Raw genomic sequence first — 13,958 nt, forward strand, 5'->3', positions numbered from 1 at the left:
CTTATCCACCCGCAGGCGGCGCGAGGCAAGCGATGACCGTGCGTACGCAATCTTCCGTAACCTGCAGACCTTCACCGGTGGGGATCACGAAATCGGCGCGCGCGCGCTTTTCGGCATCGGGCATCTGGCGCGCGAGGATGGCGTCGAAGCGCGCCGCGGTCATACCGGGGCGGGCGAGGACGCGTTCGCGCTGCACTTGGGGCGGCGCAGAGACCACGGCGATCTTGTCGACGTGCCGCCAGCCGCCGGCCTCGAACAGCAATGGTACGTCAAGAAGGACCAGCCGCGCATCGGCGTGGGCGGCGAGGAACGACTCGCGTGCCTCGGCCACGGCGGGGTGGAGAATCGCTTCGAGTCGGGCGAAAGCGGTGGGGTCCGCCATCACCGCCTCGCGCAGCAGCGTGCGATTCACGCCCAGTTCGGTGGTCGTGTCCGGAAACTCCGCCTCGATCGCCGCCACCGCCGCGCCGTTCGGCCCCTGGAGGTGGTGGACGGTCGCGTCCGCGTCGAACACCGGCACGCCGTCCGCGGCGAACATCGCTGCGACGGTCGACTTGCCCATGCCGATCGAGCCGGTGAGGCCCAGCACGATCGGCCGCCTGATCATGCAGTGAGCAGCGCGCGCAGTTCCTCGTCGCGGTCGCGCGGGGGCTCGGCGCCGAAGAACAGCTCGAAGGCGAGCGCAGCCTGGCCGACCAGCATCTCGAGCCCGTCCACCGTATCCAGCTCGCGATCGCGCGCCTGGGCGAGCAGCGGCGTTTCGAGCGGCGCATAGACGATGTCGTACACCACCGCATGCTCGGGCAGCGGGTCGAGGTTCAGGTCGAGCGGCGGCTGGCCGTCCATGCCGAGCGGGCTGGCGTTCACCAGCAGATCGGCCGCGGGCAGGGGCGCGCCGATCGGCAGCGCGTCGCCCTTCACCCCGAAGCTGGAGAGCAGGGCGGCGGCCTTGAGCACGTTGCGATTGAGGATCGTCACCCGGCCAATGCCGACGCGCGACAGCGCGAACAGCACCGCACGGGCGCCGCCACCCGCGCCGACCACCACCGCATGGCGGCCTTCCAGCTCCAGCCCGGCAATCGGCGAGAAGAAGCCGCCGGCATCGGTGTTGGTGCCGATCAGCGCCCCGTCCTCGCCGCGGATCACGGTGTTCATCGCGCCAATCGTGTTCCGCACGCCGCCGGGATCGCCGACCATGTCCATCACCGCCAGCTTGTGGGGAATCGTGACGTTGCAGCCGCGCCAATCGGCATCGTCCTTCGCGCGGGCGAAATAGTCGGCGAGGTCGTCGCCCAGCACATGGGTGCGGCGATAATTGCCCTCGATCCCCAGAGCATCGAGCCAGAATTTGTGGATGATCGGCGATTTGGAATGGGCGATCGGATCGCCGATCACCTCGGCATAACGAGTCACTTGGGCATCACTCCCCGGGTGCGCAGATAGTCGAGAATCGGCAGCAGCGGCATGCCGAGGATGGTGAAATGGCTGCCTTCGGTGCGACTGAACAGCTGCACGCCAGGCCCTTCGATCCGGAAGCAGCCGACGCACCCGGCGATGGCCGGCCATTCGATGTCAAGATAGGACTCGATGAACGCCGCGCTCAGCGGGCGGACGTGCAGCCGGGCACGATCGACATGGCGCCACACCGGCCGACCGCCCTCGGCGATCACCGCGGCGCTGTAGATGTCGTGGGTCTTGCCCGACATGCGCTGGAGATGGTCGCGCGCCTGTTCGCGGCTCTCGGGCTTGTCGAGCAGGCTGCCGTCGTCGAGCGCGACGAGCGAGTCGCCGCCCAGCACCAGCGCTTGGGGCGCCATGCGCGAGACCTTGAGCGCCTTCAGCTCGGCGAGTGCGTCGGCGAGGTCGCGCGGACTCGTGCCTTCGGCAAGCAGCGACTCCTTCGCGCTGGCCTCATCGACCAGCGCCGGCAGCGCCTCGTGCGCCACGCCGGCGGCATCGAGCATCGCCCGGCGGGAGGCGCTCTGCGAGGCGAGAACGAGAGTCGGCATTATCGGCGGTCCATTTCACGGTCGTTGCACAGCTGGATGATCGCGGCGGCGGTTTCCTCGATCGAGCGACGGGTCACGTCGATCACCGGCCAGCCATTGTCGGCGAACATCCGGCGGGCGAAGGCGATTTCGCGCTGCACCGCTTCCTGGTCGACATAATCGGTCTCGGGCGCCTGGTTGAGCGAGAGCAGCCGGTTGCGGCGGATCTGCACCAGCCGATCCGCGCTCGTCGTGAGGCCCACGATCAGCGGCCGCTGCAGCTGGAACAGCTTGGCCGGGGGCGGCGATTCCACCACGATCGGGATGTTCGAGACCTTGTAGCCGCGATTGGCGAGATAGATCGACGTCGGCGTCTTCGACGAGCGCGACACACCCGCGAGCAGGATGTCGCTTTCCTCCCAATCCTCCCAGCCGATGCCGTCGTCATGCGCGATGGTGAACTGAATCGCGTCCACCCGGGCGAAATAGGCGGCGTCGAGCATGTGCTGGCGCCCCGGCCGCGCCTTGGCTTCCTGGCCGAGCAGGTTGGAGAGCGCATGGCTCACCTGGTCGAGCGGCGCGATCGCCGGCAGCCCCAGCGCGCGGCAGCGCGTCTCCAGCATGCGGCGGATGTCGCGATTGACCAGCGTGTAGATCACCAGGCCGGGGTTCTGCGCGATCTCCTGCAGGATGCGCTCCAGATGCGCCTCGCTGCGCACCATCGGCCAGAAATGGCGCAGCGGTTCGACATCGTCGAACTGCGCCAGCGCCGCCTTGGCGATGTTTTCCAGGGTCTCGCCGGTGGAGTCCGAGAGCAGGTGCAGGTGCAGCCGCATCAGGCTGGGGACCGATCTGTGCATAACATGGCGAACAAGCGGTAGCGTAACCTCGGCATCGGGCCAACCCGGCCGATTCCGCGATTCAGCTGGTGATTCGTCCACAGCGGCATCCCCAGCTTGTGCTTTCCATTCACAGCCTGTGAGTCTTGTGGACAGATTTTCCGAATCCGTGCGATTCCGTATGGCGATAGGAGTCAAATTGTTGGCAACTGACTCACATCACCATAAGCCCCGGCTTTCACCGGCCAACAGACTCCAACATCCTGAGAATCGAATCTTCTAGTAGTGGGATCCCGGCTCTGACTGTTCGCGCTTCCAAGCCGCTGCTCGCGACCCTGCAAGGGACTCGCCAGCCCGTTCCGCCCGTCTGGCTCATGCGCCAGGCCGGCCGATACCTGCCCGAATACCGTGCGCTCCGTGCCGAGAAGGGCGGATTCCTTGCCCTCGCGATGGATTCCGACTCCGCGGCCGAGATCACGCTGCAGCCGATCCGCCGCTTCGGCATGGACGGCGCGATCCTGTTTTCCGACATCCTGGTGGTGCCGATGGCGCTTGGCCAAAAGCTGTGGTTCGAGACCGGTGAAGGCCCCAGACTCGCCCCGACCGTGACGGCGCGGGATGTGCTCGACGGCTTCGATGCCGATTCCAGCGTCCTGGAGCCCATCTACGGCACGATAAGGCGGGTGAAGGCGGTCCTGGAACCCCAGACCACTTTCCTGGGCTTTGCGGGCTCTCCCTGGACCGTGGCGACGTACATGATCGCCGGCCAGGGAAGCCGCGAGCAGGCCGAGGCGCGTCGCCTGGCCTATCGCGATGAAGGCCTGATGCAGGCGCTGGTCGATCGCATCGCCGACCAGACCATCACCTATCTGCGTGCGCAGGCCGAAGCGGGGGTGGAGGCGGTGCAGCTGTTCGACAGCTGGTCGGGCAGCCTCAGCCCCGCCCAGTTCGAACGCTGGGTGATCGCCCCCAATGCGCGGATTGCGGCGGCCGTGCGGGATCTGGTGCCCGTGATTGGATTTCCGAAGGGGGCAGGGGGCAAACTCGCCGCCTATGCCCGCGAAACCGGCGTCGATGCGATCGGACTCGACGAGACGGTCGACCCCGCCTGGGCCAATGCGGTGCTGCCCGAGGGGCTGCCGGTGCAGGGCAATCTCGATCCGCTGGCGCTGATCACCGGCGGCGCGGTGCTCGACAGCGCGATCGACCAGATCCTCTCGGCCTTCCCGGAACGGCCGCATGTGTTCAACCTGGGCCACGGCATCCTGCCCGACACGCCGATCGCGCATGTCGAGCAGCTGCTGGCCCGCGTGCGGGGGACCTCGGCATGATCGGCTGGCTCGGTAGTGCCTATCTTTGGGTGAAGGCGTTCCACGTCATCTTCGTGGTATTCTGGATGGCGGGGCTGTTCCTGTTCCCGCGCTACCTGATCCACCACCAGGAGGCGCTGGGCACCCCCGAGGCGGCGGCCTGGGCGAGGCGTGAGGCGCTGCTCAAGCGGATGATCCTCACGCCCTCGATGCTCATCGTCTGGGTGCTCGGGATGGCGCTCTCGGCCAATATCGGGCTGTTCGACGGACAGCCGGGGATCGGCTGGCTCCATGCCAAGCTGCTGCTCGTCGTGCTGCTCAGCGGCTATCATGGATGGGCGGTGGGCTATGCCCGCAAGCTCGGCCGTGGCGAGGCGCCGATCGCGACCCGCACGCTGCGTTTCCTCAACGAAGTGCCGGCGCTGGCGCTGGTCTTCATCGTCATCCTCGCCGAGGTGAAGCCGTTCTGAGAACCACTGCGATTCGGCGGGGTAAATCTGCGCCGAATCGCAGTTGACTTGGCGGGAGCCCCCACCTAATTTTGTAGGTGTGTACCGGACCTCGGTGCATCCTTCCTTCAAGCATCGAATCCTGCGCGTACCTATCGCCGATCGACGCTCTCCCCCTTAGAATTTCCGGACCTTCCATGCATCTCAAGGACCTCAAGAAAACCGCCCCCGCCGAACTGGTCACGATGGCCGAGGCACTGGGCGTCGAGAGCGCGTCGACGCTGCGTAAGCAGGACCTGCTCTTCGCCATCCTCAAGGCCCAGGCCGAACAGGGTGACCAGATCATGGGCGAAGGCACGATCGAAGTGCTGCCCGACGGCTTCGGCTTCCTGCGCTCGCCCGAGGCGAACTATCTCGCCGGCCCCGACGACATCTATGTCAGCCCCAACCAGGTTCGGAAGTTCGGCCTGCGCACCGGCGACACCGTGGAAGGCGAGATCCGCGGACCGAAGGACGGGGAACGCTATTTCGCCCTCACCAAGCTGGTGAAGGTCAATTTCGACGATCCGGATGCGGTGCGCCACCGCGTCAACTTCGACAACCTGACCCCGCTCTATCCCGAGCAGAAGCTGCGCCTCGACACGCTCGACCCGACGGTCAAGGACAAGTCGGCCCGCGTGATCGACATCGTCGCACCGCAGGGCAAGGGCCAGCGCGCGCTGATCGTCGCGCCGCCGCGCGTCGGTAAGACGGTGCTGCTGCAGAACATCGCCAAGGCGATCACCGACAACCATCCCGAAGTCTTCCTGATCGTGCTGCTCATCGACGAGCGCCCGGAAGAAGTCACCGACATGCAGCGTTCGGTGAAGGGCGAAGTGATCAGCTCGACCTTCGACGAGCCGGCGACGCGCCACGTGCAGGTCGCGGAAATGGTGATCGAAAAGGCCAAGCGCCTGGTCGAGCACAAGAAGGACGTGGTGATCCTGCTCGACTCGATCACCCGCCTCGGTCGCGCCTACAACACCGTCGTGCCGAGCTCGGGCAAGGTGCTGACCGGCGGTGTCGACGCGAACGCGCTGCAGCGCCCGAAGCGCTTCTTCGGTGCGGCGCGTAACATCGAGGAAGGCGGCTCGCTCTCGATCATCGCCACCGCGCTGATCGATACCGGCAGCCGCATGGATGAAGTGATCTTCGAAGAGTTCAAGGGCACCGGCAACTCGGAAATCGTCCTCGACCGCAAGGTGGCGGACAAGCGCATCTTCCCGGCGCTGGACGTCGGCAAGTCGGGCACCCGCAAGGAAGAGCTGCTGGTCGAAAAGGCCAAGCTCACCAAGATGTGGGTGCTGCGCCGCATCCTGATGCAGATGGGCACGATCGACGCGATGGAATTCCTGCTCGACAAGATGAAGGATTCGAAGACCAACGAAGACTTCTTCGACAGCATGAACCAGTAACGCGGGCACCTGCCTTCGCGATTTGGGAAAGGCCGGGCCTGGGTGCCCGGCCTTTTTGCGTTTGGGTGCAGGGAACGTCTCGGCTCGGGCAAGCGTAGGCGTTGCGTGCGCCGATCAGGGCGCTAGGGTTTTGGCATGATCGATCTTCTTCTCAGCGCAGCCGCCGGGGGCGTCGGCTCCCCGCTCGACATCTGGCAGCACATCGTCGCCGATTTCTCCAATCTCGGTGATCCGGCCGCATTGGCCGCCTTTGGCTCCGTGCTGATGATCGACCTAGTGCTGGCCGGCGACAATGCCATCGTCGTCGGCGCGCTGGCGGCGGGGCTGCCCGCGGACCAGCGCAAGAAGGTGATCCTGATCGGCATCGGGGCGGCGCTGATTCTGCGCATCGCCTTCGCGCTGATCGTCAGCTGGCTGATGGGGATCGTTGGGCTGATCTTCGCGGGCGGGCTGCTGCTGCTCTGGGTCAGCTGGAAATTCTGGCGCGAGATCCGCCATGGCGGCGAGAGCGCAGGGTCGGAAGAGATCGAGGGCGATGAGCGCTCGAGCGTGCGCGCCGCCCGGAGCTTCGCGGGCGCTGCGTGGGCAGTTGCCGTCGCCGATGTCTCGATGAGCCTCGACAACGTCCTGGCAGTCGCCGGTGCGGCGCGCGAGCATCCGGGAATTCTGGTGGTCGGGCTGCTGCTGTCGGTGGCGCTGATGGGGCTGGCGGCGAACCTGATTGCCAAGCTGATCGATAAGCACCGCTGGATCGCCTATTTCGGTCTGGCGGTGATCGTCTTCGTAGCGTTCAAGATGATCTATGAGGGCTGGGTGGGCACGCCGGGCACTGCCGGCATCACTAGCCTGTTCTGAGCCCCCAGACCCCTCCCTGCGCGGCAGGGAGGGGCGGGTAGGGCCCTCAGCCGAGGTTGGCGGCGAAGAACTCGGCAGTGCGCTTGTCGGCGAGCTGCGCGGCTTCTTCCGAGCGGCGCTTGCCGAGTTCAGCGGCGAAGCCATGGTCCTCGCCCGGATAGTCGTACAGCGTGACCTTGGGGTGATCGTCCAGCCCCTCGTGCATCTTCGCCTGCACCTCGGGCGAGACGAAGTGGTCGGCCTGCGGGATATGCAGCATCAGCGGCTTGGCGATGGCGTGCTTCTCGTCGAGCAGTCCGTCGATCCCCACCGCATAATAGCCGACGCTCGCATCGATATCGGTCCGCGCGGCGGTCATGTAGGCTAGGCGGCCGCCGAGGCAGAAGCCGACCGCGCCGACCTTGCCGCCACCCAGCTCGGCCCGCGCCACCTGGATGGTCGATTCGATGTCGGCAACGCCCTTGTCCTGGTCGAACTTGCCGAACAGGTCGAGCGCCTGCTGGAACTCCTCCGGCACGTCGGCATCGAGCTCGATGCCGGGCTTGAGGCGCCAGAACAGGTCGGGTGCGATCGCGAGATAGCCTTCCTTGGCGAAGTCCTCGCACTTCTGGCGGATGCCCTCGTTCACCCCGAAGATTTCCTGGATCACGATGATCGCGGCGCGCGGGGTGCCTTCGGGACGCGCGACATAGGCGGAGAAGCTGCCGGTCTCGTCCAGGGCATCGATCGTCAGAGTGCTCATAGCAGATAGTCTCCGGTTAAGCGCCGCTCATGATCGAGCAGCCAGGATTTGGTGATCGGCCCTTGCCCGGCCGAATAGGCCCCGAGTCCGCCGCCCTGGTTGAGGATGCGGTGGCAGGGTACAACGAGCGGAAACGGGTTTCGTGCACATAGCTGGCCAATCGCGCGGGCGCTTGAACCCAGCGCGCGTGAAAGTGCCCCATAGCTTGTGGTCTGCCCGAACGGCACCGCGATCAGGCCCTCGCGCAAACACGCGCCCCGTGGTGTCGGGGCCGGCGACAGTGTTACGTCGAACGCGAGCCGTTCGCCGGCAAACCATTGTTCGAGCTGCTCCGCAGCGATGCGGACGGCAACCGCGCTCCCGCGGCTTGGCGGGCCTTCCGCGCCGATGGTGATCCGCTCCAGATGCCCGTCCTTGCCTTCGATCCGGATCGGGCCGATGGGCGTTGCGATCAGGGCATGGTCGCGCGCATACATGGCCTTGGCCTAGCAGGCGGCCGGGGATGCGCTCAAGCGCGGAAGGGATCACATGAAGATCAACGTCGAAGTCGAGTGCACGCCGGAAGAAGCGCGCCGCGCCATGGGACTGCCCGACCTCACGCCCGTTCATGATCGCTATGTGAAGCTGATGGTGCAGGCGATCGAGAATCACGGCACGCCCGAAGGCTTCGAGCAGATGATGCGCAGCTGGGCGCCGATGGGCGAGGCGGGGATGAACTTCTGGCGCGGCATGTTCGACGCCGCGACCAAGAAGCCCGGGAGCTGACGACCACCCGCATGGACACGATCTTCGCGGTCTCGAGCGGGGCGCCGCCGGCGGCGATCGCGGTGCTGCGCATCAGCGGGACAGAGGCATTTGCTGCGGTGCAGCAGCTTGCGGGTGACCTTCCCACACCGCGACGTGCTGCGCTGCGAACGTTGCGCGACACGGCGGGCGAGCCGCTCGACCAGGCACTGGTGCTGTGCTTCCCGGGGCCGCGATCGGCGACCGGCGAGGATCTTGCCGAGCTGCACCTGCATGGTGGCCGCGCGGTGGTGCGTGCGGTGGAGGCGGCACTCGCCGAACTTCCCGAACTTCGCGCAGCGGAGGCAGGGGAGTTCACGCGGCGGGCACTGCTCCATGGCCGGCTGGACCTGAGCGAGGCCGAAGGGCTGGGCGACCTGCTGATGGCCGAGACCGAGGCGCAGCGGCGTGCCGCCATCCGCAGCGCGGGCGGGGCGGTGCGGCAGCATGCCGAGGACTGGACGACCCGGTTGCTCGGCTTGGCCGCGCGGATTGAGGCCGAGCTCGACCATGGCGATGAGGATGATGTCGCCGGCGCCGATCCGCTGCCGACGCTGCGAACCGCTGCCGCCTCCTTGGGCAGCGACATCGCGGCCATCGCCGCGAGGCCGCCGGTGGAGCGGCTGCGCGACGGGTTGCGGGTGGCGCTGGGTGGACCGCCAAATGCCGGCAAGTCGACCCTGTTGAATGCCCTCGCCGAGCGCGACGCAGCAATCGTCTCGCCGATCGCCGGCACCACGCGCGACCGCATCGAAGTGCCGGTGGTCCGCGAAGGCATCGCCTGGCTGCTAATCGACACCGCCGGGCTGGCGGAGGACACCGACGATCCCATCGAGGCGATCGGCGTGGCACGCGCCCGCGATGCGCTGGCCGAAGCCGATCTGCTGCTGTGGCTCGGCGACGACGCGCCGCCGCCGCATGCCTGCGCCTTGTGGGTGCATGCCCGCGCCGATGCCGAGGGCCGTGCTCCAGCGCAGCCCGATCAGCTGGTCGTGTCGGTGCGCGAGGGCAGGGGGCTGGACGCGCTCTGGCAGCGCATGGCGGCGGCCGCATCCGACCTGTTGCCGCCGCCAGACCTCGTCGCGCTCAATGCGCGCCAGCGGGGCTGGTGCATCGCAGCGGCCGATGCGTTGGCGCGGGCGTCGCTGCTCGATGATCCCCTGCTCTTCGCCGAGGAGCTCCGCGCCGCCCGCCGCGCGCTCGATGCGATCACCGGTCGGGCAGGTGTCGAGGACGTGCTCGATGCGCTGTTCGGAAAGTTCTGCATCGGTAAATAAAGTGTTCCACGTGGAACACGCATGAGGCGTTCCACCGCACCCCTCTGGACAAGCGCGCGCCGAAGGCGTTTAGCAGCTCTATGCAATTCGACGTGATCGTGATCGGCGGCGGCCATGCCGGTACCGAGGCAGCGGCTGCGGCCTCGCGCCGTGGTGCCCGCACCGCGCTGCTCAGCTTCGATCTGGACAAGCTCGGCGCGATGTCGTGCAACCCGGCGATCGGTGGGCTTGGCAAAGGCCATCTCGTCCGCGAGATCGACGCGCTCGACGGGCTGATGGCGCGCGCGGCCGACGCCGCCGGCATCCATTATCGCATGCTCAACCGCTCCAAGGGCACCGCCGTGCAGGGGCCCCGCGTCCAGGCCGATCGCACGCGTTACGCCGCCGCGATCCAGGCGATGCTGCGTGCGCAGGACCATTTGACGCTCATCGAGGGCGAGGCGGAAGCGCTGATCCTGGAGGGTGGCCGCATCGCGGGCGTGCAGCTCCGCGACGGTACCCGCCTGGCCGCTCCCGCCGTCGTGCTCGCCACCGGCACCTTCCTCGGCGGCCGCCTTTTCCGCGGCGAGGAGCGGTTCGAGGGCGGGCGGGTAGGGGAGGCATCCGCGCTTCGCCTCGCCGCGCAGCTGCGCGAGCTGGCACTACCGATGGGTCGGCTCAAGACCGGCACGCCCCCACGGCTCGACGGCCGCACGATCGACTGGGCCCGAACCGAGGAGCAGGCCTCGGATGCCGAGCCCTGGACGATGTCGGCGATGAACGCGACGCGCCCGCTGCCGCAGCTCCACTGCGCGGTCACCCGCACCACGCAGGCGACGCATGATGCGATCCGCAGCGGGCTCGATCGCTCGCCGCTGTTCACCGGTGCGATCGAGGCGCAGGGCCCGCGCTACTGTCCTTCGATCGAGGACAAGGTCCATCGCTTCGGCGACCGCGACGGGCACCAGGTGTTCCTGGAGCCCGAGGCGCTCGACCATCACTGGATCTATCCCAACGGGCTTTCGACGTCGCTCCCGGTCGACGCGCAGGCGGCGATGATCGCCTCGATCCCGGGGCTGGAGCAGGCCGTCATCACCGTGCCCGGCTATGCGGTCGAGTATGACTATATCGATCCGCGCGCGCTGGAATCGACTCTGGCGCTGCCGCAGATCCCCGGCGTGTTCTTCGCCGGCCAGATCAACGGCACGACGGGCTATGAAGAGGCAGGCGGGCAGGGGCTCGCCGCCGGCGCCAATGCCGCGGCACTGGCGCTGGGCGTCGCGCCCTTGGTGCTCGATCGCGCGACCTCCTATCTCGGCGTGATGATCGACGACCTGGTGCTGCAGGGGGTGACCGAACCCTATCGCATGCTCACCGCCCGCGCCGAGTTCCGCCTGCGCCTGCGGGCCGACAATGCCGAGACGCGGCTGGGTCCGATCGGCGACGCGCTGGGGCTGCTGGGCTCTGAGCGGCAGGCTCGACTCAATCGTAACCGGGACGGCCGGAAGAAGCTCGATGCGATCTTCGCCGTCGAGCGTACCGCGCATCAGCTTGCCACCCGTGGCGCGCCGGTTGCGCAGGATGGTGCGAAGCGACCGGCCCGCGAGTGGCTGCGCTTTCCCGGCGTTGCGCTCGAGCATGTACTGGATGCTGACCCGGATGCCGATCCGGCGCTGTTGGCGGAGTATGTCGAGGACGCGCGCTACGCACCCTATCTCGAACGGCAGGATGCCGAGGTAGCGCAGCTGCGTGCCAACGATGCGGTCCGGCTGCGAGTCGACATGAACTATGCCGCCATTCCCGGGCTGTCGAACGAGATGGTCGAACGGCTGACCGTTGCCGCGCCCGAGACGCTGGGAGCCGCCGCTCGCATTCGCGGCATCACCCCCGCTGCGCTCTCCGCCATCTTGTTGCACGCGCGAAAGGCCGTGGCATGAACGAAGATGAAGCAAGAAGCTGGGTTCGCAATCACTTCGGTGTTTCACGTGAAACACTGGTCGCCAAGTTCGGCGATATCCTGGTAGCCGAAGCGGAGCACCAGAATTTGATCGCCCGCTCGACCCTGGACAGCCTCTGGGGCCGCCACCTCACCGACTCCGCCCAGCTCGTGCCGCTGGCGGAAGCGGCCGGGGAGGGGGCGTGGCTTGATGTCGGCAGCGGTGCCGGATTGCCCGGCATTGTAGTAGCGCTGCTCACCGATCGCCCTGTCGTGCTGGTCGAACCACGCACCAAGCGCGTCCAATTCCTCCGCGATGCCGCCGACCAGCTCGGGATCGGCGATCGTGTGACGGTGATCGGCAGCAAGGTCGAATCCTATCGCCCCGATCGTCGCGCCGCGGTCGTCTCCGCCCGCGCAGTCGCCGAATTGTCCGCGCTGATGTTATCCACAGTGCATTGCACCGATTCGTCCACAGTCTGGTTGCTGCCCAAGGGGCGGAGTGCGCAATCGGAGGTGGATGCCGCGCGCGCGAAATGGCAAGGTCGGTTTCACGTGGAACCCAGCATCACGCAGCCGGACTCGGGCATCGTGGTCGCAACACAGATAGGCGCCAGATGATCACCATCACGATCGCCAATCAGAAGGGCGGGGTGGGCAAGACCACGACCGCCATCAACGTCGGCACCGCCCTCGCCGCCACCGGCAAGCGGGTGCTGCTGATCGATTTCGACCCGCAGGGCAATGCCTCGACCGGGCTCGGCATCGGCCGCGGCGAGCGCGAGCATTCGAGCTACGACCTGCTGGTGTCGGATGCAGATCTCGAGGACGTGGCGGTGCCCACCACCGTGCCGGGCCTCGACGTGGTGCCGGCGACGCAGGACCTGTCGGGCGCCGAGATCGAGCTGATCGAATTTGATGCGCGCACCCACCGGCTCGACGCGGCGATCAAGCGCCACCGCGCCGAGCGCTGGGACGTGATCCTGGTCGATTGCCCGCCTTCGCTGGGGCTGCTGACGGTCAACGCGATGGTTGCGGCGCATGCACTACTGGTGCCGCTCCAGTGCGAGTTCTTCGCGCTGGAAGGGCTCAGCCAGCTGCTCAACACCGTCGAGCGGATCCGCACCCGGTTCAACCCGGGCCTGTCGATCCTTGGCGTCGCGCTGACGATGTATGATCGCCGCAATCGGCTCACCGACCAGGTTTCGGACGATGTCCGCGCGGTGCTGGGCAGGGTGGTGTTCGACACGGTCATCCCGCGCAACGTCCGCCTGTCCGAAGCGCCGAGCCACGGCGTACCCGCGCTTATTTACGATCATCGCTGCGCCGGCTCCGAAGCCTATATCGCGCTCGCCCGCGAAGTGATCGACCGCCTTCCCAAATTGCAGAAAGCCGCATGACCGAATCTCCCGCCGCCGCCCGCAAGCCCCGCCCCGGTCTCGGCCGCGGGCTTTCCGCCTTGCTGGGCGACAGCATCCCCGAAGAGCCGATCAAGGGCAATCCGACGAGCAGTTCGGGCGTGCGGATGCTGCCGATCAGCTCGCTGGTCGCCGATCCCAACCAGCCGCGCCGTCATTTCGACGAAGAGGCGCTGGACACGCTGGCGGAGTCGATCCGCACCCGCGGGCTTATCCAGCCGATCTTCGTGCGGCCGCACGGCCAGAGCTTCCAGATCGTCGCCGGCGAGCGGCGCTGGCGGGCGGCGCAGCGGGCGCGGCTCCACGAGGTGCCGGTGATCGTTCGCGAGCTGAGCGACGCCGAGACGCTGGAAATCGCGCTGATCGAGAATATCCAGCGCCAGGACCTCAATGCGATCGAAGAAGCCGAGGGCTATGCCCGGCTGGTCCGCGAGTTCGGTCATACCCAGGAAGCGCTGGGCAAGATCGTCCACAAGTCGCGCAGCCACATCGCCAATCTGCTGCGCCTGCTCGATCTGCCGGCGCCGGTGCGCGAGATGGTGGTCGATCGCTCGCTGGAAATGGGCCATGCCCGTGCGCTGATCGGTTCGCCCGATCCCGAGAAGCTGGCGCGCCAAGTCGTCGCCAGGGGGCTGTCGGTGCGTGATACCGAGAAGCTGGCGCGTACCGCCAAGCCAGCGCCGAAGCGTAAGGCCAGCGAGAATCGCAGCGAAGGCGATCCCGATATCGTCGCGCTGGAGCGGCATTTGGGCGATGTGCTGGGTCTCAACGTCCGCATCGCGCATGGCGAGAAGGGCGGCACGCTGTCGGTCAGCTATTCGACCCTCGACCAGCTCGACATGGTCTGCCAGCGGCTGAGCGGCGAGCGGATCTGATCGGGTTCCGCTGCCCTTTGTGGCAGGTTTGAGCTTGGCCGGCGACATGGCAG

General features: G+C 67.2%; 16 protein-coding genes. 10 read left to right on the plus strand and 6 right to left on the minus strand.

Annotated features, from left to right (window positions below):
- Position 1: 1 nt before the first annotated feature.
- Genes coaE through ABIC35_RS14055 form a run of 4 tightly spaced genes read right to left on the minus strand, consistent with a single transcriptional unit; the run spans position 2 to position 2,824 of the window.
- On the minus strand, positions 2 to 607 hold the full coding sequence (coaE, locus tag ABIC35_RS14040; protein ID WP_121072762.1) for a dephospho-CoA kinase: 606 nt from the start codon (positions 605 to 607) through the stop codon (positions 2 to 4).
- Positions 604 to 1,413 (minus strand): shikimate dehydrogenase, encoded by an 810-nt coding sequence (gene aroE / locus ABIC35_RS14045; RefSeq protein WP_121072764.1) that lies wholly within the window; start codon positions 1,411 to 1,413, stop codon positions 604 to 606. The genes coaE and aroE overlap by 4 nt, the downstream gene beginning before the upstream one ends.
- Positions 1,410 to 2,009 (minus strand): Maf family protein, encoded by a 600-nt coding sequence (locus ABIC35_RS14050; protein ID WP_121072766.1) that lies wholly within the window; start codon positions 2,007 to 2,009, stop codon positions 1,410 to 1,412. The genes aroE and ABIC35_RS14050 overlap by 4 nt, the downstream gene beginning before the upstream one ends.
- Positions 2,009 to 2,824 carry a pyruvate, water dikinase regulatory protein gene (locus tag ABIC35_RS14055; RefSeq protein ID WP_183049464.1) on the minus strand — a complete coding sequence of 272 codons (816 nt, stop codon included), beginning with the start codon at positions 2,822 to 2,824 and terminating at the stop codon, positions 2,009 to 2,011. The genes ABIC35_RS14050 and ABIC35_RS14055 overlap by 1 nt, the downstream gene beginning before the upstream one ends.
- Before the next feature lie 377 nt (positions 2,825 to 3,201).
- Here ABIC35_RS14055 and hemE point away from each other — a divergent pair, with 377 nt between their 5' ends.
- The 4 genes from hemE to ABIC35_RS14075 all read left to right on the plus strand — a co-directional run bounded on the left by hemE (position 3,202) and on the right by ABIC35_RS14075 (position 6,895).
- Positions 3,202 to 4,158, plus strand: coding sequence for a uroporphyrinogen decarboxylase (gene hemE / locus ABIC35_RS14060; protein ID WP_436286781.1), 957 nt, complete (start codon positions 3,202 to 3,204; stop codon positions 4,156 to 4,158).
- Positions 4,155 to 4,607 carry a CopD family protein gene (locus tag ABIC35_RS14065; RefSeq protein ID WP_121072770.1) on the plus strand — a complete coding sequence of 151 codons (453 nt, stop codon included), beginning with the start codon at positions 4,155 to 4,157 and terminating at the stop codon, positions 4,605 to 4,607. The genes hemE and ABIC35_RS14065 overlap by 4 nt, the downstream gene beginning before the upstream one ends.
- Positions 4,608 to 4,783: 176 nt before the next feature.
- Complete coding sequence (gene rho / locus ABIC35_RS14070) at positions 4,784 to 6,040, plus strand: transcription termination factor Rho (RefSeq protein WP_064313625.1); 1,257 nt, start codon at positions 4,784 to 4,786, stop codon at positions 6,038 to 6,040.
- 135 nt (positions 6,041 to 6,175) lie between these two features.
- On the plus strand, positions 6,176 to 6,895 hold the full coding sequence (locus ABIC35_RS14075) for a TerC family protein (protein ID WP_121072771.1): 720 nt from the start codon (positions 6,176 to 6,178) through the stop codon (positions 6,893 to 6,895).
- 46 nt (positions 6,896 to 6,941) lie between these two features.
- Here the strand turns inward: ABIC35_RS14075 and ABIC35_RS14080 are convergent, their stop codons facing one another.
- Both ABIC35_RS14080 and ABIC35_RS14085 read right to left on the minus strand, forming a co-directional pair.
- Entirely contained in the window at positions 6,942 to 7,637 is a 696-nt protein-coding gene (locus tag ABIC35_RS14080; protein WP_121072773.1) for a dienelactone hydrolase family protein, read from the minus strand.
- Complete coding sequence (locus tag ABIC35_RS14085; RefSeq protein ID WP_121072775.1) at positions 7,634 to 8,113, minus strand: methylated-DNA--[protein]-cysteine S-methyltransferase; 480 nt, start codon at positions 8,111 to 8,113, stop codon at positions 7,634 to 7,636. The genes ABIC35_RS14080 and ABIC35_RS14085 overlap by 4 nt, the downstream gene beginning before the upstream one ends.
- Before the next feature lie 52 nt (positions 8,114 to 8,165).
- On the opposite strand from ABIC35_RS14085, the gene ABIC35_RS14090 reads away from it, so the two are divergent.
- The 6 genes from ABIC35_RS14090 to ABIC35_RS14115 all read left to right on the plus strand — a co-directional run bounded on the left by ABIC35_RS14090 (position 8,166) and on the right by ABIC35_RS14115 (position 13,905).
- Entirely contained in the window at positions 8,166 to 8,402 is a 237-nt protein-coding gene (locus tag ABIC35_RS14090; RefSeq protein ID WP_121072777.1) for a DUF6489 family protein, read from the plus strand.
- Between the two features lie 11 nt (positions 8,403 to 8,413).
- Positions 8,414 to 9,697, plus strand: a complete 1,284-nt coding sequence (gene mnmE, locus ABIC35_RS14095) for a tRNA uridine-5-carboxymethylaminomethyl(34) synthesis GTPase MnmE (protein ID WP_121072779.1) — start codon at positions 8,414 to 8,416, stop codon at positions 9,695 to 9,697.
- Positions 9,698 to 9,777: 80 nt separating this feature from the next.
- The gene (gene mnmG / locus ABIC35_RS14100) at positions 9,778 to 11,613 is read left to right on the plus strand and encodes a tRNA uridine-5-carboxymethylaminomethyl(34) synthesis enzyme MnmG (protein ID WP_121072781.1); all 1,836 of its coding nucleotides are present in this window, start codon (positions 9,778 to 9,780) and stop codon (positions 11,611 to 11,613) included.
- A complete protein-coding gene (gene rsmG / locus ABIC35_RS14105; RefSeq protein WP_121072783.1) occupies positions 11,610 to 12,233 on the plus strand; it encodes a 16S rRNA (guanine(527)-N(7))-methyltransferase RsmG in 624 nt (207 codons plus the stop codon). Before mnmG ends, rsmG begins: the two co-directional genes overlap by 4 nt.
- Entirely contained in the window at positions 12,230 to 13,012 is a 783-nt protein-coding gene (locus ABIC35_RS14110; protein ID WP_121072785.1) for a ParA family protein, read from the plus strand. Before rsmG ends, ABIC35_RS14110 begins: the two co-directional genes overlap by 4 nt.
- Positions 13,009 to 13,905, plus strand: a complete 897-nt coding sequence (locus ABIC35_RS14115; RefSeq protein ID WP_121072787.1) for a ParB/RepB/Spo0J family partition protein — start codon at positions 13,009 to 13,011, stop codon at positions 13,903 to 13,905. The genes ABIC35_RS14110 and ABIC35_RS14115 overlap by 4 nt, the downstream gene beginning before the upstream one ends.
- The last annotated feature ends 53 nt before the right edge of the window (positions 13,906 to 13,958 follow it).

Origin of the sequence: Sphingomonas trueperi, assembly GCF_040545965.1 — a bacterium.
In the GTDB taxonomy this organism is placed as follows: domain Bacteria; phylum Pseudomonadota; class Alphaproteobacteria; order Sphingomonadales; family Sphingomonadaceae; genus Sphingomonas; species Sphingomonas trueperi_C.

What these genes read in the sequence shown, in the direction of transcription:
- ABIC35_RS14075 (WP_121072771.1), top strand. Translation starts at nt 6,176, where the DNA reads ATGATCGATCTTCTTCTCAGCGCAGCCGCCGGGGGCGTCGGCTCCCCG.
- ABIC35_RS14055 (WP_183049464.1), bottom strand. Translation starts at nt 2,824, where the DNA reads ATGCGGCTGCACCTGCACCTGCTCTCGGACTCCACCGGCGAGACCCTG.
- mnmE (WP_121072779.1), top strand. Translation starts at nt 8,414, where the DNA reads ATGGACACGATCTTCGCGGTCTCGAGCGGGGCGCCGCCGGCGGCGATC.
- ABIC35_RS14115 (WP_121072787.1), top strand. Translation starts at nt 13,009, where the DNA reads ATGACCGAATCTCCCGCCGCCGCCCGCAAGCCCCGCCCCGGTCTCGGC.
- ABIC35_RS14080 (WP_121072773.1), bottom strand. Translation starts at nt 7,637, where the DNA reads ATGAGCACTCTGACGATCGATGCCCTGGACGAGACCGGCAGCTTCTCC.
- ABIC35_RS14090 (WP_121072777.1), top strand. Translation starts at nt 8,166, where the DNA reads ATGAAGATCAACGTCGAAGTCGAGTGCACGCCGGAAGAAGCGCGCCGC.
- ABIC35_RS14065 (WP_121072770.1), top strand. Translation starts at nt 4,155, where the DNA reads ATGATCGGCTGGCTCGGTAGTGCCTATCTTTGGGTGAAGGCGTTCCAC.
- hemE (WP_436286781.1), top strand. Translation starts at nt 3,202, where the DNA reads ATGCGCCAGGCCGGCCGATACCTGCCCGAATACCGTGCGCTCCGTGCC.
- ABIC35_RS14110 (WP_121072785.1), top strand. Translation starts at nt 12,230, where the DNA reads ATGATCACCATCACGATCGCCAATCAGAAGGGCGGGGTGGGCAAGACC.
- ABIC35_RS14050 (WP_121072766.1), bottom strand. Translation starts at nt 2,009, where the DNA reads ATGCCGACTCTCGTTCTCGCCTCGCAGAGCGCCTCCCGCCGGGCGATG.
- coaE (WP_121072762.1), bottom strand. Translation starts at nt 607, where the DNA reads ATGATCAGGCGGCCGATCGTGCTGGGCCTCACCGGCTCGATCGGCATG.
- mnmG (WP_121072781.1), top strand. Translation starts at nt 9,778, where the DNA reads ATGCAATTCGACGTGATCGTGATCGGCGGCGGCCATGCCGGTACCGAG.
- rho (WP_064313625.1), top strand. Translation starts at nt 4,784, where the DNA reads ATGCATCTCAAGGACCTCAAGAAAACCGCCCCCGCCGAACTGGTCACG.
- ABIC35_RS14085 (WP_121072775.1), bottom strand. Translation starts at nt 8,113, where the DNA reads ATGTATGCGCGCGACCATGCCCTGATCGCAACGCCCATCGGCCCGATC.
- rsmG (WP_121072783.1), top strand. Translation starts at nt 11,610, where the DNA reads ATGAACGAAGATGAAGCAAGAAGCTGGGTTCGCAATCACTTCGGTGTT.